Annotated in this window: 21 protein-coding genes; 5 read left to right on the forward strand and 16 right to left on the reverse strand. The window is 60.7% G+C overall.

The features are described from left to right. The first annotated feature begins 365 nt into the window (after window positions 1–365). Window positions 366–1,391, forward strand: a complete 1,026-nt coding sequence (gene ftsZ / locus AC1D17_RS19150) for a cell division protein FtsZ (protein ID WP_477566918.1) — start codon at window positions 366–368, stop codon at window positions 1,389–1,391. A 94-nt stretch (window positions 1,392–1,485) separates the two neighbouring features. On the opposite strand, the gene AC1D17_RS19155 is transcribed toward ftsZ, so the two are convergent. From AC1D17_RS19155 to AC1D17_RS19230, 16 genes are all read right to left on the reverse strand, one after another. After that, on the reverse strand, window positions 1,486–1,983 hold the full coding sequence (locus tag AC1D17_RS19155; RefSeq protein ID WP_477566919.1) for a DUF2867 domain-containing protein: 498 nt from the start codon (window positions 1,981–1,983) through the stop codon (window positions 1,486–1,488). Window positions 1,984–2,099: 116 nt separating this feature from the next. Beyond that, complete coding sequence (gene lpdA / locus AC1D17_RS19160; protein ID WP_477566920.1) at window positions 2,100–3,506, reverse strand: dihydrolipoyl dehydrogenase; 1,407 nt, start codon at window positions 3,504–3,506, stop codon at window positions 2,100–2,102. A gap of 22 nt (window positions 3,507–3,528) precedes the next feature. After that, window positions 3,529–4,287: an SDR family oxidoreductase gene (locus AC1D17_RS19165; RefSeq protein WP_477566921.1), complete on the reverse strand. Its 759-nt coding sequence runs from the start codon at window positions 4,285–4,287 to the stop codon at window positions 3,529–3,531. After that, the gene (locus AC1D17_RS19170; RefSeq protein WP_477566922.1) at window positions 4,284–4,778 is read right to left on the reverse strand and encodes a hypothetical protein; all 495 of its coding nucleotides are present in this window, start codon (window positions 4,776–4,778) and stop codon (window positions 4,284–4,286) included. The genes AC1D17_RS19165 and AC1D17_RS19170 overlap by 4 nt, the downstream gene beginning before the upstream one ends. A 2-nt stretch (window positions 4,779–4,780) precedes the next feature. Next, on the reverse strand, window positions 4,781–5,422 hold the full coding sequence (locus AC1D17_RS19175) for a LysE family transporter (protein WP_477566923.1): 642 nt from the start codon (window positions 5,420–5,422) through the stop codon (window positions 4,781–4,783). 41 nt (window positions 5,423–5,463) lie between these two features. Further along, a complete protein-coding gene (locus AC1D17_RS19180) occupies window positions 5,464–5,877 on the reverse strand; it encodes an MAPEG family protein (protein ID WP_477566924.1) in 414 nt (137 codons plus the stop codon). Window positions 5,878–5,889: 12 nt separating this feature from the next. After that, a complete protein-coding gene (odhB, locus tag AC1D17_RS19185) occupies window positions 5,890–7,131 on the reverse strand; it encodes a 2-oxoglutarate dehydrogenase complex dihydrolipoyllysine-residue succinyltransferase (protein ID WP_477566925.1) in 1,242 nt (413 codons plus the stop codon). 29 nt (window positions 7,132–7,160) lie between these two features. Then, on the reverse strand, window positions 7,161–7,478 hold the full coding sequence (locus tag AC1D17_RS19190) for a YciI family protein (protein ID WP_477566926.1): 318 nt from the start codon (window positions 7,476–7,478) through the stop codon (window positions 7,161–7,163). Between the two features lie 13 nt (window positions 7,479–7,491). Beyond that, on the reverse strand, window positions 7,492–10,488 hold the full coding sequence (locus tag AC1D17_RS19195) for a 2-oxoglutarate dehydrogenase E1 component (protein WP_477566927.1): 2,997 nt from the start codon (window positions 10,486–10,488) through the stop codon (window positions 7,492–7,494). Window positions 10,489–10,658: 170 nt separating this feature from the next. Further along, entirely contained in the window at window positions 10,659–11,561 is a 903-nt protein-coding gene (gene sucD, locus AC1D17_RS19200) for a succinate--CoA ligase subunit alpha (protein ID WP_477566928.1), read from the reverse strand. 18 nt (window positions 11,562–11,579) lie between these two features. Beyond that, window positions 11,580–12,773 carry an ADP-forming succinate--CoA ligase subunit beta gene (gene sucC, locus AC1D17_RS19205; protein WP_477566929.1) on the reverse strand — a complete coding sequence of 398 codons (1,194 nt, stop codon included), beginning with the start codon at window positions 12,771–12,773 and terminating at the stop codon, window positions 11,580–11,582. Window positions 12,774–12,819: 46 nt separating this feature from the next. Next, window positions 12,820–13,782 carry a malate dehydrogenase gene (gene mdh, locus AC1D17_RS19210; RefSeq protein WP_113550956.1) on the reverse strand — a complete coding sequence of 321 codons (963 nt, stop codon included), beginning with the start codon at window positions 13,780–13,782 and terminating at the stop codon, window positions 12,820–12,822. Between the two features lie 194 nt (window positions 13,783–13,976). Continuing rightward, window positions 13,977–15,089, reverse strand: coding sequence for a cell division protein ZapE (gene zapE, locus AC1D17_RS19215; protein WP_477566930.1), 1,113 nt, complete (start codon window positions 15,087–15,089; stop codon window positions 13,977–13,979). 108 nt (window positions 15,090–15,197) lie between these two features. Next, window positions 15,198–15,740 carry a protease inhibitor Inh/omp19 family protein gene (locus tag AC1D17_RS19220; protein ID WP_477566931.1) on the reverse strand — a complete coding sequence of 181 codons (543 nt, stop codon included), beginning with the start codon at window positions 15,738–15,740 and terminating at the stop codon, window positions 15,198–15,200. A gap of 223 nt (window positions 15,741–15,963) precedes the next feature. Beyond that, entirely contained in the window at window positions 15,964–17,067 is a 1,104-nt protein-coding gene (locus tag AC1D17_RS19225; RefSeq protein WP_477566932.1) for a TraB/GumN family protein, read from the reverse strand. A 99-nt stretch (window positions 17,068–17,166) separates the two neighbouring features. Beyond that, entirely contained in the window at window positions 17,167–18,108 is a 942-nt protein-coding gene (locus AC1D17_RS19230) for a tyrosine recombinase XerC (protein WP_477566933.1), read from the reverse strand. A 131-nt stretch (window positions 18,109–18,239) separates the two neighbouring features. Between AC1D17_RS19230 and AC1D17_RS19235 the strand changes: the two genes are divergently transcribed. The 4 genes from AC1D17_RS19235 to AC1D17_RS19250 are packed head-to-tail and all read left to right on the forward strand — an operon-like array spanning window position 18,240 to window position 20,963. Further along, complete coding sequence (locus AC1D17_RS19235) at window positions 18,240–19,178, forward strand: GNAT family N-acetyltransferase (RefSeq protein WP_477566934.1); 939 nt, start codon at window positions 18,240–18,242, stop codon at window positions 19,176–19,178. Between the two features lie 43 nt (window positions 19,179–19,221). Then, the gene (locus tag AC1D17_RS19240; protein WP_477566935.1) at window positions 19,222–20,163 is read left to right on the forward strand and encodes a transglutaminase family protein; all 942 of its coding nucleotides are present in this window, start codon (window positions 19,222–19,224) and stop codon (window positions 20,161–20,163) included. Window positions 20,164–20,190: 27 nt separating this feature from the next. Further along, window positions 20,191–20,766, forward strand: coding sequence for an RHS repeat protein (locus tag AC1D17_RS19245; RefSeq protein ID WP_477566936.1), 576 nt, complete (start codon window positions 20,191–20,193; stop codon window positions 20,764–20,766). Window positions 20,767–20,810: 44 nt separating this feature from the next. Further along, window positions 20,811–20,963 (forward strand): hypothetical protein, encoded by a 153-nt coding sequence (locus tag AC1D17_RS19250; protein ID WP_477566937.1) that lies wholly within the window; start codon window positions 20,811–20,813, stop codon window positions 20,961–20,963. Window positions 20,964–21,420: the final 457 nt, after the last annotated feature.

Raw genomic sequence — 21,420 nt, forward strand, 5'->3', positions numbered from 1 at the left:
AAACCAGGGGCGAACTGCGCCCGCCATCTGTATAACACACCACCAGCCCACTCAAACCGCAGTCCAGATGGGCTGGCGGCCCAGAGGCAGGACTACCGGCGACCAACACACGGATGCGCCAGAGTTTTGCAACGGCCCCCTCTGGGGAGAAGGGGGAGCACGCCCACATGCTCCCTCCAACACATATGGAGCTTCGCCGGCGCACCAATTTTAGCTGTGACTCTTGCACCCGCGCCGTCTCTCTGCCTTTTTGCCAGCCTAACCTGCGGCGGCCTGATTCGCGCCCGCTCCGCTTCGCATTCGATGCAGCTCCCGGAACGCGCTTCCACATGCCGGGGCCGCACCAAGTCCAAGGAGACGACGAGATGACAGAAATCAAGAAACCCGTGATTTCGGAAATGAGACCGAAGATCACGGTCATCGGCGTCGGTGGCGGCGGCGGCAATGCCATCAACAACATGATCACCGAGGGCCTGCAGGGCGCCGAATTCGTCGCTGCCAACACCGACGCGCAGGCGCTCACCATGTCAAAGGCGACGCGGCTGATCCAGCTCGGCGCACAGGTGACCGAAGGTCTCGGCGCCGGATCGCTGCCGGAAGTCGGCCGCGCGGCAGCCGAAGAATCGATCGACGAAATCATGGATCATCTCGGCGGCACGCATATGTGCTTCGTCACCGCCGGCATGGGTGGCGGCACGGGCACAGGGGCTGCCCCGGTGATCGCGCAGGCCGCGCGCAATGCCGGCATCCTGACGGTGGCTGTCGTCACCAAGCCATTTAGCTTCGAGGGCAAGCGCCGCATGCAATCGGCCGAGGAAGGCATCGAGCGGCTGCGTGAAGCTGCCGATACCGTCATCGTCATTCCGAACCAGAATCTCTTCCGCATTGCCGACGCCAAGACCACCTTTGCCGACGCCTTCGTCATTGCCGACCGGGTTCTCTATTCCGGCGTTGGCTGCATCACCGACCTGATCGTCAAGGAAGGCCTGATCAACCTCGACTTCGCCGACGTCAAATCGGTGATGAAGGGCATGGGCCGGGCGATGATGGGCACCGGCGAAGCCAGCGGTGACGGCCGCGCCTCGAAGGCCGCCGAAGCGGCGATCGCCAATCCGCTGTTGAGCGAAGTCTCGATGAAGGGCGCCAAGGGCGTGCTGATCTCGATCTCCGGCGGTTCCGACATGACGCTGTTCGAAGTCGACGAAGCGGCAACCCGCATCCGCGAGGAAGTCTATGAGGATGCCGACATCGTTGTCGGTGCAATCTTCGACAAGAGCCTCGACGGCGTGTTCCGCGTTTCTGTCGTTGCCACCGGCCTCGACGGTCAGGCTGCAGGCGCCGACACCGGCGCTATTGCCGCCCAGCCGGCGCAGGTCCGCACGCTGCAGTAATGTTTCGTTCGGGGCGGCGGCAACCGGCCTCCGCCCCGCGCAGACGATTAGGCAATCGCGGCAACATTTGTCCGCAGGGGTGGCCGCGAAAGCGTCAGCTTATTATCGTAACAGGACGGGCGAGCCGCGACAGCATCGTCCTGACGATCAGCCGGTGAAACGGCGTGATGACAGCGATATAGATCTTTCCGAGTAGGATCTTGCGGTGCACCAGCGTCGTGACGCTAACCCTCTGGGCGAGCTCCCCGGCCTGGCGAACATCAATGACGATGCGAAAATCCACATGCGTATCGTTAAAGCCAAGCACCGCCTGTTCGCCTGACTGCGAAATGACGGGAAAAAAGCCGATCATCTCCACCTTGCCGTCCGGCTGGTGCCCCGAGCCTTTCAGGCCGAATGGGCTGACAATGGCGTTTCGCAGCCACATCAGAGCGCGCACCCAGGCCGGGAAATCACCCAGTGCACGTTTGGCCGCCAAGATGGCGGTGGTCGATGGGCCAGGCACCAGAAGTTCGTAACAATCCGCCCAATCGGCCAAGGGTAATGCCGCATGTGGCAGGACAACGGGAACGGAGTGAGTGCGTGGCGGCATAGGCGGTGCTCCTTGAATGCACCGATCCTAGCCCGCCCGCCAAAGTGCCGCAAAGGGGCCGATTGTCACGGCCCCCATACCAAGTCTCGATCATCGAGACTTGGTATTACGGGTTTTTACATGTGGATCGGCTTTGCGAACGTCGCGAGAGCCGCTTCCTTCACCGCTTCCGACATCGTCGGGTGGGCATGGCAGGTGCGGCCGAGATCTTCCGAAGAACCGCCGAATTCCATCAGAACGGTGATTTCGTGGATTATTTCGCCGGCGCCGAAGCCGACGATATGGCCGCCGAGAACGCGGTCGGTTTCCTTGTCGGCAAGGATCTTCACGAACCCGTCGGTGGCAAGCATCGCGCGCGCGCGGCCGTTTGCCGTGAACGGGAACTTGCCGACCTTGTAGGCGATGCCTGCAGCCTTCAGCTCTTCCTCGGTCTTGCCGACGGAGGCGACTTCCGGCTGGGTGTAGACGACGCTCGGGATGACGTCATAATTCACATGACCGGCCTGGCCGGCAATGATCTCGGCAACGGCAACACCTTCGTCTTCCGCCTTGTGGGCAAGCATCGGGCCGCGCACGACGTCGCCGATCGCATAGATGCCGGGAATGCTGGTCTGGAAATGGTTGTTGATCTCAACCCGGCCGCGCGTGTCCATGACGACGCCTGCCTTGGCAAGGCCGAGGCCCTCGGTGAACGGCTTGCGGCCGGTCGCGATCAAAACGACGTCGGCGTCGATCGTCAAGGCATCGCCACCCTTGACCGGCTCGAACGTCACCTTGGCGCCCTTGCCGGACTTTTCAACGCCGGTCACCTTGGCGCCGAGCTTGAAATCGATGCCCTGCTTGGCGAGCATGCGCTGGAACTGCTTGGACACTTCGCCGTCCATGCCGCCGAGGATCGTGTCGAGATATTCGACGACGGTGACCTTGGCGCCGAGACGCGACCAGACCGAGCCGAGCTCGAGGCCGATGACGCCGCCGCCGACCACGACCATGGTGGCCGGAACCTTTTCCAGCGCGATGCCGCCGGTGGACGAGATGATGATCTTCTCGTCGATTTCGACCTCGACGCCCGGGATGCCGGCGACATCGGAACCGGTGGCGATGACCACGCTCTTGGTCTCGATGATCTGCTCTTCGCCCTTGTCGTTGGTGACGGAGACCTTGCCTTCGCCGAGAACCCTGCCGGTGCCCTGGAAGGCATCGATCTTGTTCTTCTTGAACAGGAAGGCGACGCCATCGGTGTTGGATTTCACCGTCGCATCCTTGTGGGCGAGCATCTTGGAAAGATTCAGTTTCGGAGCGGAGACTTCGACGCCGAGCGCATCGATGCCGTGGCCGGTCTGGTGGAAGACTTCCGAGGCGTGCAGCAGCGCCTTGGAGGGGATGCAGCCGATATTGAGGCAGGTGCCGCCATAGGTGGCGCGCTTTTCGATAACGCCGACCTTGAGGCCGAGCTGGGCCGCCTTGATGGCGCAGACGTAGCCGCCGGGGCCGGTACCGATAACGATGAGATCATAAGCCATGAAAAGTCCTTCCTGAGAGCGGCTAGCGTCCGCCGCTGACGTTGAGAATGGCGCCCGTTACATAGGACGACGAAGGGGAAAGCAGGTAGAGAACGGCATCGGCAACCTCCTGTGCGGTACCCGGCCGTTTCATTGGGATGGTGGGCGACAGGTCGCGGGCGCGATCGGGAAGCCCGCCGGAAGCGTGGATATCCGTATCGATGACGCCAGGGCGCACCGCGTTGACGCGGACGCCGTCCGAGACAACCTCGCGCGCCAGGCCGACGGTGAACGTATCGATGGCCCCCTTGGAGGCCGCATAGTCGACATATTGCCCGGCCGAGCCGAGCACGGCCGCCATCGAGGAAATATTGACGATGACACCGCCCTTGCCGCCATGACGCACCGACATGCGCCGGACGGCCGCAGCGGCACAGAGGATCGAACCGGACACGTTGACACGCAGCATCCGCTCCAGCCTTTCCGCAGTGATCTCGTCGATCCGGGCAGGCAAACCGACAATGCCGGCATTGTTGACCAGCCCGTCGAGACGGCCGAACGTCTTGTCGACGGCGGCAAAGATGGCATTGATCCCGGCTTCGCTGCCGACATCGCCTTCCACTGCAATGGCTGAGCCGCCCGCGTCCGCGATCACCGAGACGACTGCGTCGGCGGCCGGACGGTTGGAGGCATAGTTGACGGCAACCGCCCAGCCCTGCTTAGCCGCGGACAGGCAGATAGCCGCACCAATGCCGCGGCTGCCACCGGTTACCAGCAGAACGGGCCTGTCGTTGTGCGTCATTGGCTGCATCCCTTGAAGGTCAGAGCATCCCAGGGCGCAACTGTCGCCTTGCCCCAGATGGAGGAATTCCGGATAGCCGGGCCAAAATCGGGCAGCAGCACCTGGTGTGCCGCCGCCATGCCCTCCTGCGGCAGCGAATCGACCTTGCCGTCGGCGCCAATCGAATAAATCACGCCTTGCCAGACGGTGCAGGCGGCGATGTCGTCGCCGGTGACGTCGCCTTCCGGGCAGTTGTTCATGATCATGCCGCTGGCGCGAACAGGTTCGCCCGATTGCATGACGATACCGTCGAGCACCAGATCGGTCTTGCCAACCTTGATCTTGAAATGATTGCTGGTGGCGGCACTGGCCGAGCCGACCGGCTCGAACCGCAATTCATAGGCAGCATCGGCATCGCCATAGATTGCCTGCTCCTGCAGGCAATCGGCTGCAACTGCCGGCGAGACCGCCAGCAGTGCGCCTAAGGTGGATGCGGAAGCGGTAAGGCGCATGCTCAGGCAGCCTTTTCCGTGGCAAGCTTCAGGCCAAGGGCGATGAAGACCAGGCCGCTGGCGCGGTCGATCCACTGGCTGGCGCGCGAGAAGGCGGCGCGCATCTTCGGGGTCGTCATGAACAGGCTGACGCCGACGAACCAGAGGATCAGGCAGCTTGCCATGACCAGGCCGTAGCCGAACTTGACCATGATCGGCGTATGGGCGCTGACCACCGTCGAGAAGATCGACAGGAAGAAGAACACCGGCTTCGGGTTCAGGGCATTGGCAGCAAAGCCGAGGCCGAAGGCCTTCAGCCCGGACTGGCGCTTTTCGCTGGCCTGTACACCCTCGGCCTGCGCCGTCATGTCGGTCTTGCCGGCGCGCAGCGACTTGACGCCGATATAGAGAAGGTAGGCAACACCGCACCATTTTACGATGTTGAACAGGTAGATCGACTGCGAGATCAGCAGGCCCAAACCGAGGATCGTATAGGTCACATGGAACATCAGCGACGTGCCGACGCCGAACGACGTGATGATGGCGGAGCGGCGACCGTTGACGATCGACTGGCGCATGACCATGGCAAGATCGGCGCCCGGCGAAACGATGGCGAAGGCAAAGATGGCCATCAGGGAGGCGAGTTCGAACAGATAGGGATGCACGGCACGTCTCCGGTTATCGCCGCCGGACGTCCGCTTTCGTCTTAGAAAACGAGCGTCGCGACCATGATGAGGAGCCCGGCAAGCGAACCGAGCCAGATGAGCGAGCGGATATAGGCAACACCCGCCAGATAAAGCGGAATATAGACGATCCGGCAGGCAATCCAAGTCCAGGCGCCGGTCAGGCCCCAGCCCGTCGGATCACCGGTGACCGCCAATGCCAGGACCAATCCGATAAAGGCCGGATAGGTTTCCCTGAAATTGGCCGATGCACGGGAAGACCGTCCGGCCAGTTTGCCGGCGGGCTTCCTCTCCACGTCGCGCGGACCGGCATTCCATGCCGATCCAAGTTCGAGGGTCGAAGAAAAGCCCTGCAGGCTGACATGGAAAACCAGCAGCGTCACGCTCCAGGCAAGGAGCGTGACGAAAGGCGATACCACCAGTGCTGCCGCGTCCATGCAGGCCGTTCCTTAGAGATCGAGAACCAGACGTTCCGGATCTTCCAGGCTTTCCTTGACGCGCACCAGGAAGGTAACCGCTTCCTTGCCATCGACGATGCGGTGATCGTAGGACAGCGCGAGATACATCATCGGGCGGATGACGATCTGGCCGCCGACGACGACCGGACGGTCCTGGATCTTGTGCATGCCGAGAATGCCCGACTGCGGTGCGTTCAGGATCGGCGAGGACATCAGCGAGCCGTAGACGCCACCATTGGTGATCGTGAACGTGCCGCCCTGCATATCGGCCATGGAGAGTGCCCCATCGCGGGCGAGCTTGGCGAGACGGCCAAGATCCTTCTCTACTTCAGCGATCGACATCTCGTCGGCGTCGCGGATGACGGGAACGACAAGACCCTTGTCGGTGCCAACAGCCATGCCGATATGGCAGAAGTTCTTGTAGATGATGTCGGTGCCGTCGATTTCGGCGTTGACGGACGGGATTTCCTTCAGAGCATGGGTCACCGCCTTGGTGAAGAAGCCCATGAAGCCAAGCTTTACGCCGTGCTTCTTTTCGAAAATGTCCTTGTACTTGGTGCGCAGGCTCATGACCGCGCTCATGTCCACCTCGTTGTAGGTGGTCAGCATCGCTGCCGTGTTCTGAGCATCCTTGAGGCGCTTGGCAATCGTCTGGCGCAGGCGGGTCATCTTGACGCGCTCTTCGCGCGGCGCGTCCTCGGCAGCCGACGGACCGCGCGACACGATCTTGACCGGCTCGGACGCGGCAGGCGCCGAAATGCCCTTGGCAACGGCAGCGATGACATCGCCCTTGAGAACCTGGCCGCGCTTGCCGGAACCATCGAGCTGATCGGCCGAGAGGTTGTTTTCGGCCAGCATCTTGGCAGCAGCGGGGGCCGGCGGCATGGCGGAGGCAACCGGGGTGGCCGCAGGTGCAGCAGCAGCGGCCGCAGGTGCTGCGGCGGCAGGCTCGGCAACCTTCTTTTCGGCAGCTGCAGGCGCAGCGGCGCCCGCGGCACCGGCAGCGATCTGGCCAAGCAGTGCGCCGAGACCGACGGTTTCGCCGGCAGCGGCAACGATTTCGGACAGAACACCGGCAGCAGGCGCCGGCACTTCGATGGTCACCTTGTCGGTCTCGAGCTCAAGCAGCGGTTCATCGGCCTTGACGGTATCGCCCACCTTCTTGAACCAGGTACCGATGGTCGCTTCGCTGACGGACTCGCCGAGGGTAGGAACGCGGATTTCTGTGGTCATCTTCAGATCCTGATTTTGATCGTTATCGGTTATGCGGCAGGTGCGGCGACATGCCGGAGAATGAGTGAGGGTATGGCGGCAATTTCGAACTGGAAACACAGGCGGGCGGCAATGATGGGGTCGCCGTCGGCAAGGGCTCGAGCGGCCCCTTCATCGGCAACCTCCACAATCGCCATGCCAAAGGCACCGTCCTTTGCGAAGACGGGACCGACGGCAATCGCCCGTCCCGCATCGGCCTGTTCCTGCCAGTAGACAACGTGGCGCTCCATCGCGGCCATTTCCTCAGATGTTGCATCATGAGGAAATGTGCTGCGGGGTGGCACTAGTTTCAGATGAAAATAGGCCATGGAACGCTGCCTCTTAACCGCCGAGGGCGTCTTCGAGGAATGCGGCAAGCTGTGCCAGATGCTTGGACATCAGGCCTGTCGCCGGAGAGGCGGCAGCCGGACGGCCAGTGTAGCGCACCCGCTGGTACTTCGCATCGATATGGGCAAGCACCCATTCCAGATACGGGTCGATGAACGACCATGCACCCATGTTCTTCGGCTCTTCCTGACACCAGACCATTTCCGCATGGCGGAAACGCGACAGCTCGTTGATCAGCGCCTTGGCCGGGAACGGATAGAGCTGCTCGACGCGCAACAGGTAGATGTCGTCGATGCCGCGCTTTTCACGTTCCTCGAGAAGGTCGTAATAGACCTTGCCGGTGCACAGCACGACGCGGCGGATCTTGGCGTCCTTCTGCAACTTGATCGGACCGTCCTTGATGACCTCTGCATCGTCCCAGAGCAGGCGATGGAAGGAGGTCTCGCCGGCCATTTCCGACAGCGAGGAGACGGCGCGCTTGTGGCGCAGCAGCGACTTCGGCGTCATCATGATCAGCGGCTTGCGGAAGTCGCGCTTCACCTGGCGGCGCAGGATGTGGAAGTAGTTCGCCGGCGTCGTGACGTTGGCGACCTGCATGTTGTCTTCGGCGCACATCTGCAGCCAGCGCTCGAGGCGGGCCGACGAATGTTCCGGACCCTGGCCTTCATAGCCATGCGGCAGGAGGCAGACGAGACCGGACATGCGCAGCCACTTGCGTTCGCCCGACGAGATGAACTGGTCGAAGACGACCTGTGCACCGTTGGCGAAGTCGCCGAACTGGGCTTCCCACAGGGTCAGCGCGTTCGGACGGGCCAGCGAATAGCCGTATTCGAAGCCAAGCACCGCCTCTTCCGAAAGCATCGAGTTGATGACTTCGTAACGGGCCTGGGTTGGCGACAGGTTGGCAAGCGGAATGTAGCGGTCTTCGGTCTCCTGGTCATAGAGAACCGAATGGCGCTGCGAGAATGTGCCGCGTTCGCAATCCTGACCCGACAGGCGGATCTTGGTGCCTTCGACGCAGAGCGTGCCGAATGCGAGCGCTTCCGCCATCGCCCAGTCGATGCCTTCACCGGTCTGGATCATGCTGGCGCGGCCATCCATGAAACGCTGGATGGTCTTGTGGGCATGGAAGCCTGCCGGAACTTCCGACAGCTTGCGGCCGACTTCCTTCAGCACCTTCATCGGCACCGAGGTCTTGCCACGGCGCTGCTCATCCTGGTTGTCGGCAGCCCGCAGACCCGACCAGACGCCGTCCAGCCAGTCGGCCTTGTTCGGCTTGTAGGATTGCCCGGCCTCGAACTCCTGTTCCAGACGCGCGCGCCAGTCGGCCCGCATCATTTCCAGTTCGCCTTCGGAGATCAGGCCTTCGGCGATCAGGCGTTCGCCATAGAGCTGAACGACCGTCTTGTGGGCGCGGATGACCTTGTACATCTTCGGCTGCGTGAACGACGGCTCATCGCCTTCGTTATGGCCGAAGCGGCGGTAGCAGAACATGTCGATGACGACAGGCTTGTGGAACTTCATCCGGAATTCGGTGGCGATCTTGGCTGCGTAAGTCACGGCTTCCGGATCGTCGCCGTTAACGTGGAAGATCGGCGCTTCGATCATCTTGGCAACGTCGGACGGATAGGGCGACGAGCGCGAGAAGGCCGGATTGGTGGTGAAGCCGATCTGGTTGTTGATGATGAAATGCACGGTGCCGGCTACACGATGACCGCGCAGGCCCGACAGGCCGAGGATTTCAGCCGTGACGCCCTGGCCGGCAAAGGCGGCATCGCCGTGCAGCAACAGCGGCATGACCTGTGCCCGCTCGGACAAGGGAATGATGTCGCCTTCGAAGATCTTCGCCATCTGGTCCTGCTTGGCGCGGGCCTTGCCCATGACGACAGGATTGACGATTTCGAGATGCGACGGGTTTGCCGTCAGCGACAGATGCACCTTGTTGCCGTCGAACTCGCGGTCCGAGGAGGCACCCAGATGGTACTTCACGTCGCCCGAACCTTCGACATCGTCCGGCGCGGCGGAACCGCCCTTGAACTCGTGGAACACCGCGCGGTGCGGCTTGCCCATGACGTTGGTCAAAACGTTCAGACGGCCGCGATGGGCCATGCCGAGGATGATTTCCTTCAGGCCGACCTGGCCGCCGCGCTTGATGATCTGCTCCAGCGCCGGGATCAGCGATTCACCGCCGTCGAGGCCGAAACGCTTGGTGCCCTTGTACTTGACGTCGATGAACTGCTCAAAGCCTTCCGCTTCGATCAGCTTCTGCAGGATGGCCTTCTTGCCTTCGGCGGTGAAGTCGACGCCCTTATCCGGACCTTCGATGCGTTCCTGGATCCAGGATTTGATTTCCGGATCGGAGATGTGCATAAACTCGACACCGAGCGTCGAGCAATACGTGCGCTCCAGGATATCGACGATTTCGCGCAGGGTCGCATATTCGAGGCCCAGCACGTTGTCGATGAAGATCGGACGGTCCATGTCTTCCGGACCGAAACCGTAGTTCGACGGTGACAGCTCGTGGTAGTCCTCGACCGGAGCGGCAATGGCCAGCGGATCGAGCTTGGCATGCAGATGGCCGCGCATGCGGTAGGCGCGGATCAGCATGATCGCGCGCACGCTGTCGCGGGTCGACTGGTGAACGTCGGCGGGTGCTGCGGCAACGCCGGTAACGGCGGCCTTTGCCTCGGCCTTCGCCTGAACCTTCTTTTCGATGACCTTTTCGACTGTGCCCCAGTCGCCATCCAGCGCCGAGACCAGCTCGCCGTTGGCCGGGATCGGCCAGTTCGGCTTCTTCCAGGAAGCGCCCTTGGCGGCCTTGATCACGTCTTCAGGCCGCTCCTGCAGCGCCCTGAAAAACGACTGCCACTCGCCCGAAACGGACGACGGATCGTTTTCATAGCGCGCATAAAGCTGATCGATATATCCGGCATTCGCTCCGTCGAGGAACGATGTCAGCTGAAATTGCTCGTTGGCTTCTTGCCGTGCCATGGTGTTCCGCGGACCTGTCCGTCCGCCTCCTGACTTGTTGACTCTGCCGGTATAGGCCCCGGTGAACCGTAATCATAAGGGTGCCGAACGCACCCTTCGCGTCATCAGATGCTGCTGACCGGGCCATCCGCAAAGGGAAGCCCGGCCACGTTATCGGTGCATGCGCAGTCTCAGCCCTTGAGGACTTCGACCAGCGTCTTGCCAAGGCGAGCCGGGGAAGGCGACACCTTGATGCCTGCCTGCTCCATCGCTGCGATCTTGGATTCCGCATCGCCCTTGCCGCCGGAAACCACAGCGCCGGCATGGCCCATGGTGCGGCCCTTCGGTGCGGTACGGCCAGCGATAAAGCCGGCCATCGGCTTCTTGCGGCCCTTCTTGGCTTCGTCGATCAGGAACTGCGCGGCGTCTTCTTCCGCCGAGCCGCCGATTTCACCGATCATGATGATCGAGGTCGTGGCTTCGTCAGCGAGGAACATTTCGAGCACGTCGATGAACTCGGTACCCTTGACCGGGTCGCCGCCGATGCCGACAGCCGTCGTCTGGCCGAGGCCCTCGTTCGAGGTCTGGAACACGGCTTCATAGGTCAGCGTGCCGGAGCGCGAAACGATACCAACCGAACCCTTGCGGAAGATCGAGCCCGGCATGATGCCGATCTTGCATTCTTCCGGTGTCAGGATACCCGGGCAGTTGGGCCCGAGCAGCCGCGACTTGGAGCGGTCGAGGCGAGCCTTGACGCGCACCATGTCCATGACCGGAATGCCTTCGGTGATGCAGGTGATGAACGGGATTTCGGCTTCGATCGCTTCGATGATCGCGTCAGCGGCGCCTGCCGGCGGCACGTAGATCACCGACGCGTCGGCGCCGGTCCGTTCCTTGGCTTCCGCAACCGTTGCAAAGATCGGCAGGCTTTCGCCCTTCGAACCGGTCCAGGTTTCCCCACCCTTCTTCGGGTGGATACCGCCGACCATCTGCGTGCCGTAATAGGCAAGCGCCTGTTCGGTGTGAAAGGTGCCGGTCTTGCCGGTCAGGCCCTGAACAAGGACCTTGGTGTCTTTATTGACGAGAATAGACATGAATTCGGGTCCTTCAAATTAGGCGTTGATCGCCGCGACGATCTTCTTGGCCGCATCGTCCAAGTCGTCTGCCGCCGTGATCGCAAGACCCGATTCATTCAGGATCTTCTTGCCGAGCTCGACATTGGTGCCTTCGAGGCGCACGACGAGCGGAACCTGGAGGCCGACTTCCTGCACGGCAGCGACAACGCCTTCAGCGATGACATCGCACTTCATGATGCCGCCGAAGATGTTGACGAGAATGCCTTCGACCTTGGGGTCGGCGGTGATGATCTTGAAAGCAGCCGCGACCTTTTCCTTGCCGGCACCGCCGCCGACGTCGCAGAAGTTTGCCGGCTCTTTGCCGTAAAGCTTGATGATGTCCATCGTCGCCATGGCAAGACCCGCACCGTTGACCATGCAGCCAATGTTGCCATCGAGGGCGACGTAGGCGAGATCCCACTTGGAGGCCTCGATTTCCTTGGCATCCTCTTCGGTCTCGTCGCGCAGCGCCTTGACGTCATCGTGGCGGAAAATCGCATTGCCGTCGAACGACATCTTGGCGTCGAGAACTCGCAGGTGATCGTTTTTCATGACGATCAGCGGGTTGACCTCGAGCAGAGCCATGTCCTTCTCGTTGAAGGCCTTGTAGAGGATCGGGAAGAGCGACTTGGCGTCTTCGGCAGCAGCGCCCGAAAGCTCGAGCGCCTTGGAGATCGCGGCAATGTCGGCAGCCGTCACGCCCGTTTCCGGATCGATGGCGATGGTGTGGATCTTTTCGGGCGCGTCATGGGCGACAGCCTCGATATCCATGCCGCCTTCGGTCGAAACGACGAAGGCAACGCGGCCGACCGAGCGGTCGACCAGCAGCGAGCAATAGAGTTCGCGGGCAATGTCGGCGCCGTCTTCGATATAGAGGCGGTTGACCTGCTTGCCGGCTTCGCCGGTCTGCGCTGTTACCAGCGTGTTGCCCATCATTTCCTTGGCATGCGCCTTGGCTTCATCGATGGAGAAGGCCAGGCGAACGCCGCCCCTGGCATCCGGACCGAGTTCCTTGAACTTGCCCTTGCCGCGGCCGCCAGCGTGGATCTGGCTCTTGACGACGTAGAGCGGGCCCGGAAGCGACTTTGCAGCCGCTTCTGCTTCATCGGCGGAGAAGATGGCGACACCTTCCGCAACCGGAGCGCCGAAGGTCTTCAACAGAGCCTTGGCCTGATATTCATGAATGTTCATGGGGATATTTCCTGTTTGAGCCTAATGGCAATTACGTGAGGCGCAATTACTTCAGGCTGGGCGCGATGGCGATGCAGGCTTCGCAAAGGCTCGCCACCGAAGCGACGGACTTTTCGAAGGCTTCCTGTTCGGCCTTGTTGAATTCGACTTCGATGATGCGCTCGATGCCGCCGGCACCGATGATCGTCGGAACGCCGACATACATGTCCTTGACGCCGTACTGGCCGGACAGGTGGGCGGCGGCCGGAAGCACGCGCTTCTTGTCCTTGAGGAAGGATTCAGCCATTTCGATCGCCGACGCAGCCGGAGCGTAGTAGGCCGAACCGGTCTTCAGGAGGCCGACGATTTCGGCGCCGCCGTCACGGGTGCGCTGGATGATTTCTTCGAGACGCTCCTTGGTGACCCAGCCCATCTTGACCAGATCGGTCAGCGGAATGCCGCCGACGGTGGAGTAACGGGCAAGCGGCACCATCGTGTCGCCGTGGCCGCCGAGAACAAACGCAGTGACGTCCTGGACGGAAACGTTGAATTCTTGGCTAAGGAACAGGCGGAAGCGCGAGCTGTCGAGAACGCCAGCCATGCCGACAACCATGTTCTTCGGCAAGCCGGAGAACTTCTGCAGCGCCCAGACCATCGCGTCGAGCGGGTTGGTGATGCAGATGACGAAGGCGTTCGGGGCATACTTCTTGATGCCGGCGCCGACCTGTTCCATGACCTTGAGGTTGATGCCGAGCAGATCGTCGCGGCTCATGCCGGGCTTGCGGGCAACGCCGGCGGTGACGATGCAGACATCGGCGCCCTCGATTGCGGAATAGTCGCTGGCACCGGTCAGGTTGGCATTGAAGCCTTCGACGGGAGAGGACTGAGCGATATCGAGACCCTTGCCCTGCGGGATGCCGTCGGCGATGTCGAACAGGACGATATCGCCCAGTTCCTTCAGGCCGGCGAGATGCGCCAGCGTGCCACCAATCATTCCAGAACCAATAAGTGCGATCTTGTTGCGCGCCATGAAAGTGCTTCCTTTGCGATCCAAATCTGACAAGGCCTGACGTGGCGCCTCAAGCGCGAGCTATGGCAAACCTTCGGCGCAAGGAATTAAACGCCAAAAACTAAAATATCAACCGATACTTTTGGGTGGAACAATTTCAATCGGTTAGATCATAAATTTCTTACGTAAACGTAAGAAATTACGTCGTCAATTTGTCACGAAGTCACTGTTTCCGCACGATGATTGCGGGCATATTCCTCACTCTGCATCTCGATCAGGCGCGAAACCGTGCGGTCGAATTCGAAGCCTTCCGTGCCTTTTTTTGCCGTCAGCAGTTCGATCGGCGCCGAGGCCGCCGTGGCGAAGAGGCGGGCGCCGTGATCGTAGATCGTGTCCACCAGCATGATGAAACGCTTGGTCTCGTTGCGGCGCTCGGGCCCAAGATGCGGGATATGATCGATAAAGATCGTCCGGTAATGCGAGAGGATGGCGAGATAGTCGGCAGCCCCGAGCGGCTTCTCGCAAAGGTCTGAAAAGGTAAACCGGGCGCAACCGTTGGCCGCGGACGGAACCTTGATTTTCCTGCCCTTGTGCGCGACCTCGCCCGCCGCGGCCGACAGCCCGGCCGTGGCATGGATCCAGGCCCGATCGAGCGCTGCATCGGCGAGCGGCCCCATCGGCGACAGCCAGACCGGCAGCCCTTCCATCTTTGCCAGGCGATAATCCGTCCCGGCATCCAGTGGCACGATCTCGGTATTGGTCTTCAACAGATCGATGAACGGCAGGAACAGTCCGCGATTGAGCCCATCCTTGTAGAGATTGCCCGGCTCGACATTCGAGGTGGCGACGAGAACGCAGCCCTTGGCGAAAAGCTCGGAAAACAGCCGCGACAGGATCATTGCATCGGCAATATCGGTGACGGAAAACTCGTCGAAGCAGAGAAGCCGGGCTTCGGCAAAGATTTCCGAAGCGACCGGCGGCATCGGATCGGCCTGGCGCGTTTCGCCGCTCTTCAGCTTCTGCCGGTGCTTGAAGATGCGCTCATGCACATCGGCCATGAATTCATGGAAATGCGCCCGGCGCTTGCGCTGGATCGGCACCGTTTCGAAAAACAGGTCCATCAGCATGGTCTTGCCGCGGCCGACGCCGCCGTAGAGATAAAGCCCCTTGAGCGGCGGATGATCGTTCTTGCGCGAAGCAAACAGCCAGCCGAGCGCATTCGACTTGCGCTGCGCGCGGTTCCCGGCGAGCTCCATCAAAAGGTGATCGAAGCGCTTGGCGATGGCAAGCTGCGCCGGATCGCGCCGCACCCCGCCTGTGGCGATCATGGCCTCGAGTTTTCGCGAAACACTGTCTTCGGGATTTGGCACGCGCTTGACCGGTTGGGCCGTAAACGGCGGGTAAGAAAAAGCCCGGCGGGAAGCCGGGCTGATTTGTTAACGGCTCAGGCTGACCGGCTGGCCGCCATTGGTCGAGCCGTCGAAGCGCGCATCGGCTGTCTTGAACAGCCGGGCGAGCGGATTGCCGTTGCGATCCTTGAGCACGACCTGCTTGCCTGCGACTTCCCAGGACCCCATGGCCGTCAGCTCGCCGGCGCAACCGCGCGTACCGCCGCGCGAGCCGCTGCCGAGATTGGTGAGCGTCAGGAACATATCGCAGGAGCTTCCGGCGTTCGACACACGCCAGTTGCCGACCATCGATTCCTTGGTGACATCAAGCGCGTTGGCCGCAGCCGCCACTTCGGTGCCGCCCGGCGTCTGCACGCCGCCAACCGCTGCCGTACCGCTGACCGGTGCTGCCGGGAACTGCGAGGTATCGCCGGGAGCAGCAAGCTGGCCGGACGAGACGGTCGGTACAGGCTGTGCCTGCAACGGAGCCGGCGACACGGTATTTCCACCGAAATCGGTCATGGACGTCCTCTGACATCCAGCCAGCGCCAGCACCACGGCCAGTCCCGCCACCGCATGTATTGTCCGCATGTTTTTGCTCCCGATCATCTCTGCTATCGCGTTGTCCAGGGGAATATAGGCGGAATTAGCTTAAAACTAACTTTAAAATCAAGATGGGGCTGATTCTTTAAGACCTGTGGCATGATTGAAACGGTTGCGCTGCCTGCGCCGGGAGGTTGCCCATGGATTGCAAGGCCGTTGCGGGCTCTCGTATGCGACAGCCCCGTCCGCAAGGCGGAGATTATTCCGTTGCTCAGTTGGCGGACGGCATGCTGGTGATCGTAAAGCCGTCCCTGCGCAAAAGCGCGATCACGCCTTCATCTCCCGGCAGGTGCAGGGCGCCGACGGCCATGAACACGGCGCCGCCGTCAAGGATCGGCCTGGCGCGGGTCGCCATGATCCTGTTGCGGTCGGTGATGATCCGCTGTTCGAAATCGGCATAGCCTGCGTCGTCCCCGGTGGATTTCTCTTCCGAAACGGCCTTCATCATCGGCATGATCAGGCCGGTATCGCCGGAGAGATAGAGTTCGGTGGTCGTCTCCATCACGTCGGTCACGGTGTCGCCGAGTTCCAAAGTCTCGATCAGCGCATCCAGATGAAACTGCACCGGCAGGGCATCCATCGCCTGCAATTGCTCGACCAGGGTTTCCAGCCCTTTCAGGGCCTTGCCCTGTTTCAGGGCGTCTTCGGCGAGCTTCTTGTCGAGAAAGGCGGCGCCGGCGGCCTTGCGGCTCATTTCGCAGGCGGGCAGGGCAACAAAGCTGGCGATCATCCACGGCTTCATTTTCGAAACCAGCGTCAGTGGGATGCCGCGCGCCTTCAATCCGGCCGCCAGCTTCTCGGTCTCTTCCGGCTTGAGGAAGTCCTTGATCGACTTGCCGTCGGCAAACATCGTCAGTCCCGGCTGCATCATGATCGCCGCAGCCGCCTTGCGGTCGTCGACGATCTCGTCGGATTCGACGATGACGGTCTTGGCCGCATCATAGGCCTGGGTTGCACCGGAAGGCATCGCCAGGACGCGCGGGTCGGTGACATGCATGGTCCCAAGCAGATAGGATGGGGCGATGCCTTCCTTCTCGATTTTCCAGAATGTGCCCTTGCCGTTGGCGATGCTTGCGGCTTCCTTTTCCAGCGCCGCAAGCCTGGCCGGATCGGAGGTGCGCATTTCGGCGATCAGGTTCTTGCCGCCGCAGGACGCCTCTTCGGCGCGGGCAGGTGAGATCGACAACAGGGTGACGATCAGGCTGAGTGCGAACAGAACGTGCAACGTGGCGATCAGCGCAAGGATGTTGTCGCCGAGCTTGCCTGCCAATGTGCTTGCAAGGCTGCGTGCCGGTTTTGCCAAGTGCTGAAACATCATCGATCCCGTCTGCGAAATATCTGTCCGCTGATCCTAGACGCCCGCGCCTCACGGGCCGCTTAACAAAGCTGGTTAATGCGCATTAACCGGCAAAATTCAGGCGCGCGGATGGGCGCGGTCGTAGATTTCCAGCAGCCTGGCCGAATCGACGCCGGTATAGACCTGTGTCGTAGACAGGCTGGCATGGCCAAGCAGCTCCTGGATGGTTCTCAAGTCGCCGCCACCGGCGAGAAGATGGGTGGCAAAGGAATGGCGTAGCGCATGCGGTGTCGCCGTATCCGGCAAGCCGAGTGCGCCGCGCAGCTTCTGCATCTCGCGCTGGATGATACCCGCCTGCAGCTTAGCCCCCTTGGCGCCGCGAAACAGCGGACCATCCGCGGCCAGACGATAGGGGCAGAGTTTTTCATAAGCCCGCACGGCATCGATCGCCGCCGATATCAGCGGCACGACGCGGGTCTTGCCGCCCTTGCCGTGAATGCGCAGCGCGCTGGGCGTTCCGGCAAAATCCCCTGGGGTGAGATCCAGCGCTTCGGAAATGCGCAGGCCGCAACCGTAAAGCAGCGTCAGGACCGCCGCGTTGCGGGTGGCGATCCACGGTTCCTCGGCCAGCTGGGCGTCGCTGGTAACAACCATCAAGGCATCCACCGCCGTCAGCGGTTTCGGCAGTGATTTCGGCTGCTTCGGCGAGCGCACGGCAGAGGCGCCGGCCGCGTTCGCGAGGCCTTTCTTTTCCAGATAGCGCAGAAAGGAGCGTAGACCTGCGAGCCCCCGGCCAAGGGTTCTCGCTCCGGCACCGTCCCTTCGGCGGGAAGCCAGAAAGCCGCGCAGGTCGCCGGGCCGCAGCGCGCTGATATCGCAGAGCCGGGCCGGGCCGCTCAGGTGCCCGGTGAGGAAATGCAGGAACTGCCGCGTGTCGCGCTCATAGGCCTCGACAGTCTTGTCCGACAGCCGCCGCTCGTCCCCAAGGGCTGAAAGCCAGCGCTGGCGCTCGGCCATCAGCTCGGGATGGCCTATGATCAGCAGTTCGTTCACAGCCATGCTCCACAATTTCAGATGGTCGCGACTCTGCGCGCCAGCCGGTTATGTTTTTCCTAACGGCCCTTGGATTTTGTCATGCTCGGATCATATTCAACTGCGATAGCTCAGGCGAAGACGAGACGGAAGAAGCGATGGCGCGACGGGATTCGGCAAGCGGTTTCACCTATTTCGCAGAAACGGTCGCGCTGGTGTCGCAGGGGCAGCCCGGCCATATCGTCGATACGCTGATTGCCGAACGCGGCCAGCGGATCGTCAAACATCCGCTCTGGCCGGTCATGCGGCCGTTTCTCTATACGGTGCTGAATTACCGCAAGGCGATCGAGTTTGCCGATGCCGTTGCCAATGCGCCGGGCTTCCATGCCTTCGAACATCTGAGCCAGACCCTGTCTTTGGATATCCGCGTGCGCAATGAAGCGCGTATTCCCGAAAGAGGCGGCTTTCTCTTGGTAAGCAACCATCCGACCGGCATTGCCGATGGCATTGCCGTCTTCGATCTTTTGAAAAGCCGCCGCCCCGACATGATGTTCTTTGCCAATCGCGATGCGATCCGCGTCAATCCGCGTTTCGTCGAAATGGTCATTCCGGTCGAGTGGCGCGAGGATTACAAGAGCAAGCTGAAAGCGCGCGAAACACTGCAGATCGCCAACCGGGCGATCTCGGAAGGCAAGGCGACGGTGCTGTTTCCCTCTGGCCGCATCGCCTATTGGGCAGACGGAAAACTCAACGAGCGGCCATGGAAGACCTCTGCCGTCGGCTTTGCCCGCAAGTACAATCTGCCGATCCTGCCGGTGCACATGTCGGCGCGCAATTCCGGGCTGTTCTACTGGCTGGCCAAATGGTCGACGGAATTGCGCGACATGACGGTTTTTCACGAGCTTCTGAACAAGAAGGGCGACATGTTCGATTTCACCGTCGGTAACCTGATCCAGCCGGATGCGCTGGATGGCGATCCGATCGAGGTGACGCGAGCCCTGGAACGGCACACGGTGGTCGATCTGGCTGATGATCCCGATGCCCGGTTTTGCAATCCGGTTCCCCTGCCGCAGGACAGCCGCCTCTTGACAGAATAAGATTGAAATGTACACCTATGGTTGAGTACTGGTAGGTGGAAAAATGCGCAATTTGGGTCTTTGCCTTTTGCTCTGTCTGCTGGGGGTTTCTGCCGCTGCCGCGCAATCCTTGAGGGGTGAGCAGTTGCAGGACCGGATCGAAGCTCTGTTTGCGCCGGGACAGGATCTGCTGGTCGTCAAGCTGGTGGTCGATGCCATGGTCGACCCATCTTCCAATGCCGCGGCAGTGCAGGTTGAAATCGACCGTATTGCTGCGGATGTACGGGCGATGGCGGGGGGAAATGCAAATCACGCCGAACGGCTGGCGGCCTTGAAGCGCTATCTCTACGAAGGCGGCGCCTGGAACGGCAACAGGCCTTTTCAATACGATCTCGATGATCCCCTGGGCGAAAAGCCGGCAAACCGCCTGCTTCAACGCTACCTGACCACTCGGCGCGGCAATTGCATCACCATGCCGATGCTGATGGTGTTCGTCGGTCAGCGGCTGGGATTGCAGATGAGGCTTGCCGAGGCACCGCTGCATGTCTTCGTGAAATATACCGATGATGACGGTGCCGTCTGGAATCTGGAAGCGACCAGCGGCGGCGGCTTCACCCGCGATCTCTGGTACCGGCAGAAACTGCCGATGTCTGACAAGGCATTGGAAAACGGCGTCTATTTGCGTCCGCTGTCGCAGGACGAAGCCGCCGCGCTAATCGCCTCTTTCTTGGTCGAACACCAGATCGAAACGGGCGCCTTCGAGCAGGCGATCGCCATCTCGGATGTCCTGCTGCGCCATTATCCCAACTTCGCCTACGGACTGGTGAAGAAGGGCAGCGCCTATAGCGGCCTGCTGCGGCGGGAACTGGCGGGCAAATACACGCGGATGGAAGACATTCCGCCCGATCTCAAGGTCAAGGCAGACCGATGGTACGCGGAGAATATGCAGGCTTTCGCCAAGGCGGAATCCTTGGGATGGCGGCCGCAGGACGGCCAGACGCAATGACAATTTGATTCAAGTGGGGACTTGTTCATGAAATGCTTTTCTGGCGGGTTTCTGACCCGCATTCTCAGCCTGCTACTCGTTTGCAGCATGGTATCCGGGTCCTTCGGCTCGGCGGCAAATGCACGGTTTATCTCACCCGACACCATGGACCCGACAATCCCTGGCGTCGGCACCAATCGCTATGCCTATGCAGGCAATGATCCTGTCAACAATAGCGATCCGAACGGGCACATATTTGGCTTTGATGATGCTGTCGTTGGGATTGCGTTGGGCATTGCCGCCGCCATTTCGTTCTTCAGTGGAACAAAGGAGGCAAACGCACCCGGGGCAAACGATAGAATTTCAAATACCAGCGATGGTCAGCAAATGCTGAACATGACTGTGGGTGCCGCCGGGGGCACTCTTGTTGGAAAGGCCACCGGCGCTGCCGCACAAGAAGTCTTTGGCAAGAAGGAAAAATTGAGTGAGACTGAAAAAGACATCGCGAGTGAACAGCGGCCTCACAGCGCCGAAGCTAAGGCATTACCCCCTGCCAAGGTCGATGATCACCATTTATTCCCTCGGCAATATGAACGTTATTTTGCGCAGAGGGGCACACTATAACAGTCGGAAAAACAAATCATCTTAGAGGTATACACGGCAACGGATTGGGCAACATGCCCGGCAGATGGAACTCTGAATGGGGCTCGTTTATTAGGAATAACCCTAGTGCTTCGGCGAAGGATGTCTACCAAAAGTTAGGGCGCATGATGGATCACTATGGTCTAAATGATTACAATATACACCCATACGGAGAGTAGAAATGCGCCCCATACCGCCATTCAAACTATCACTCATCCCCATAAACGAGGAAGCAGAAAAGCTTCAAAAGTTTCAATGGGCCGGCGATAATGTCGGTGACAGAAACAAGTTAGGTGGCACACCAGATTTTCTGCAAGGAGAGGAATATCCTACTTGCGATAGCTGCAGGAAAAGGATGGATTTTTATGGACAGCTGGATTCACTCAGCGACGAATTTATAGTCGCTGACTGTGGTATGATCTACGTTTTTATATGTTTCGAGTGCATCGAGACAAAATCCATAATTCAGTCTAATTGAAGACAACCCATAACTCGTGCAGCTTTAATCTCTCCTGTCAGGATAGACTGATGAGTCGCGCCGGATATGCATCTAAAATCGTGGTGCTGAAGCAAAATTATCTGAGAATTTCACTTTATAAACAAAAAGCCCCGCGGTCGTCTCGCACGGCTCTTGGC

This window comes from Pararhizobium sp. P1_E7 (assembly GCF_056405855.1).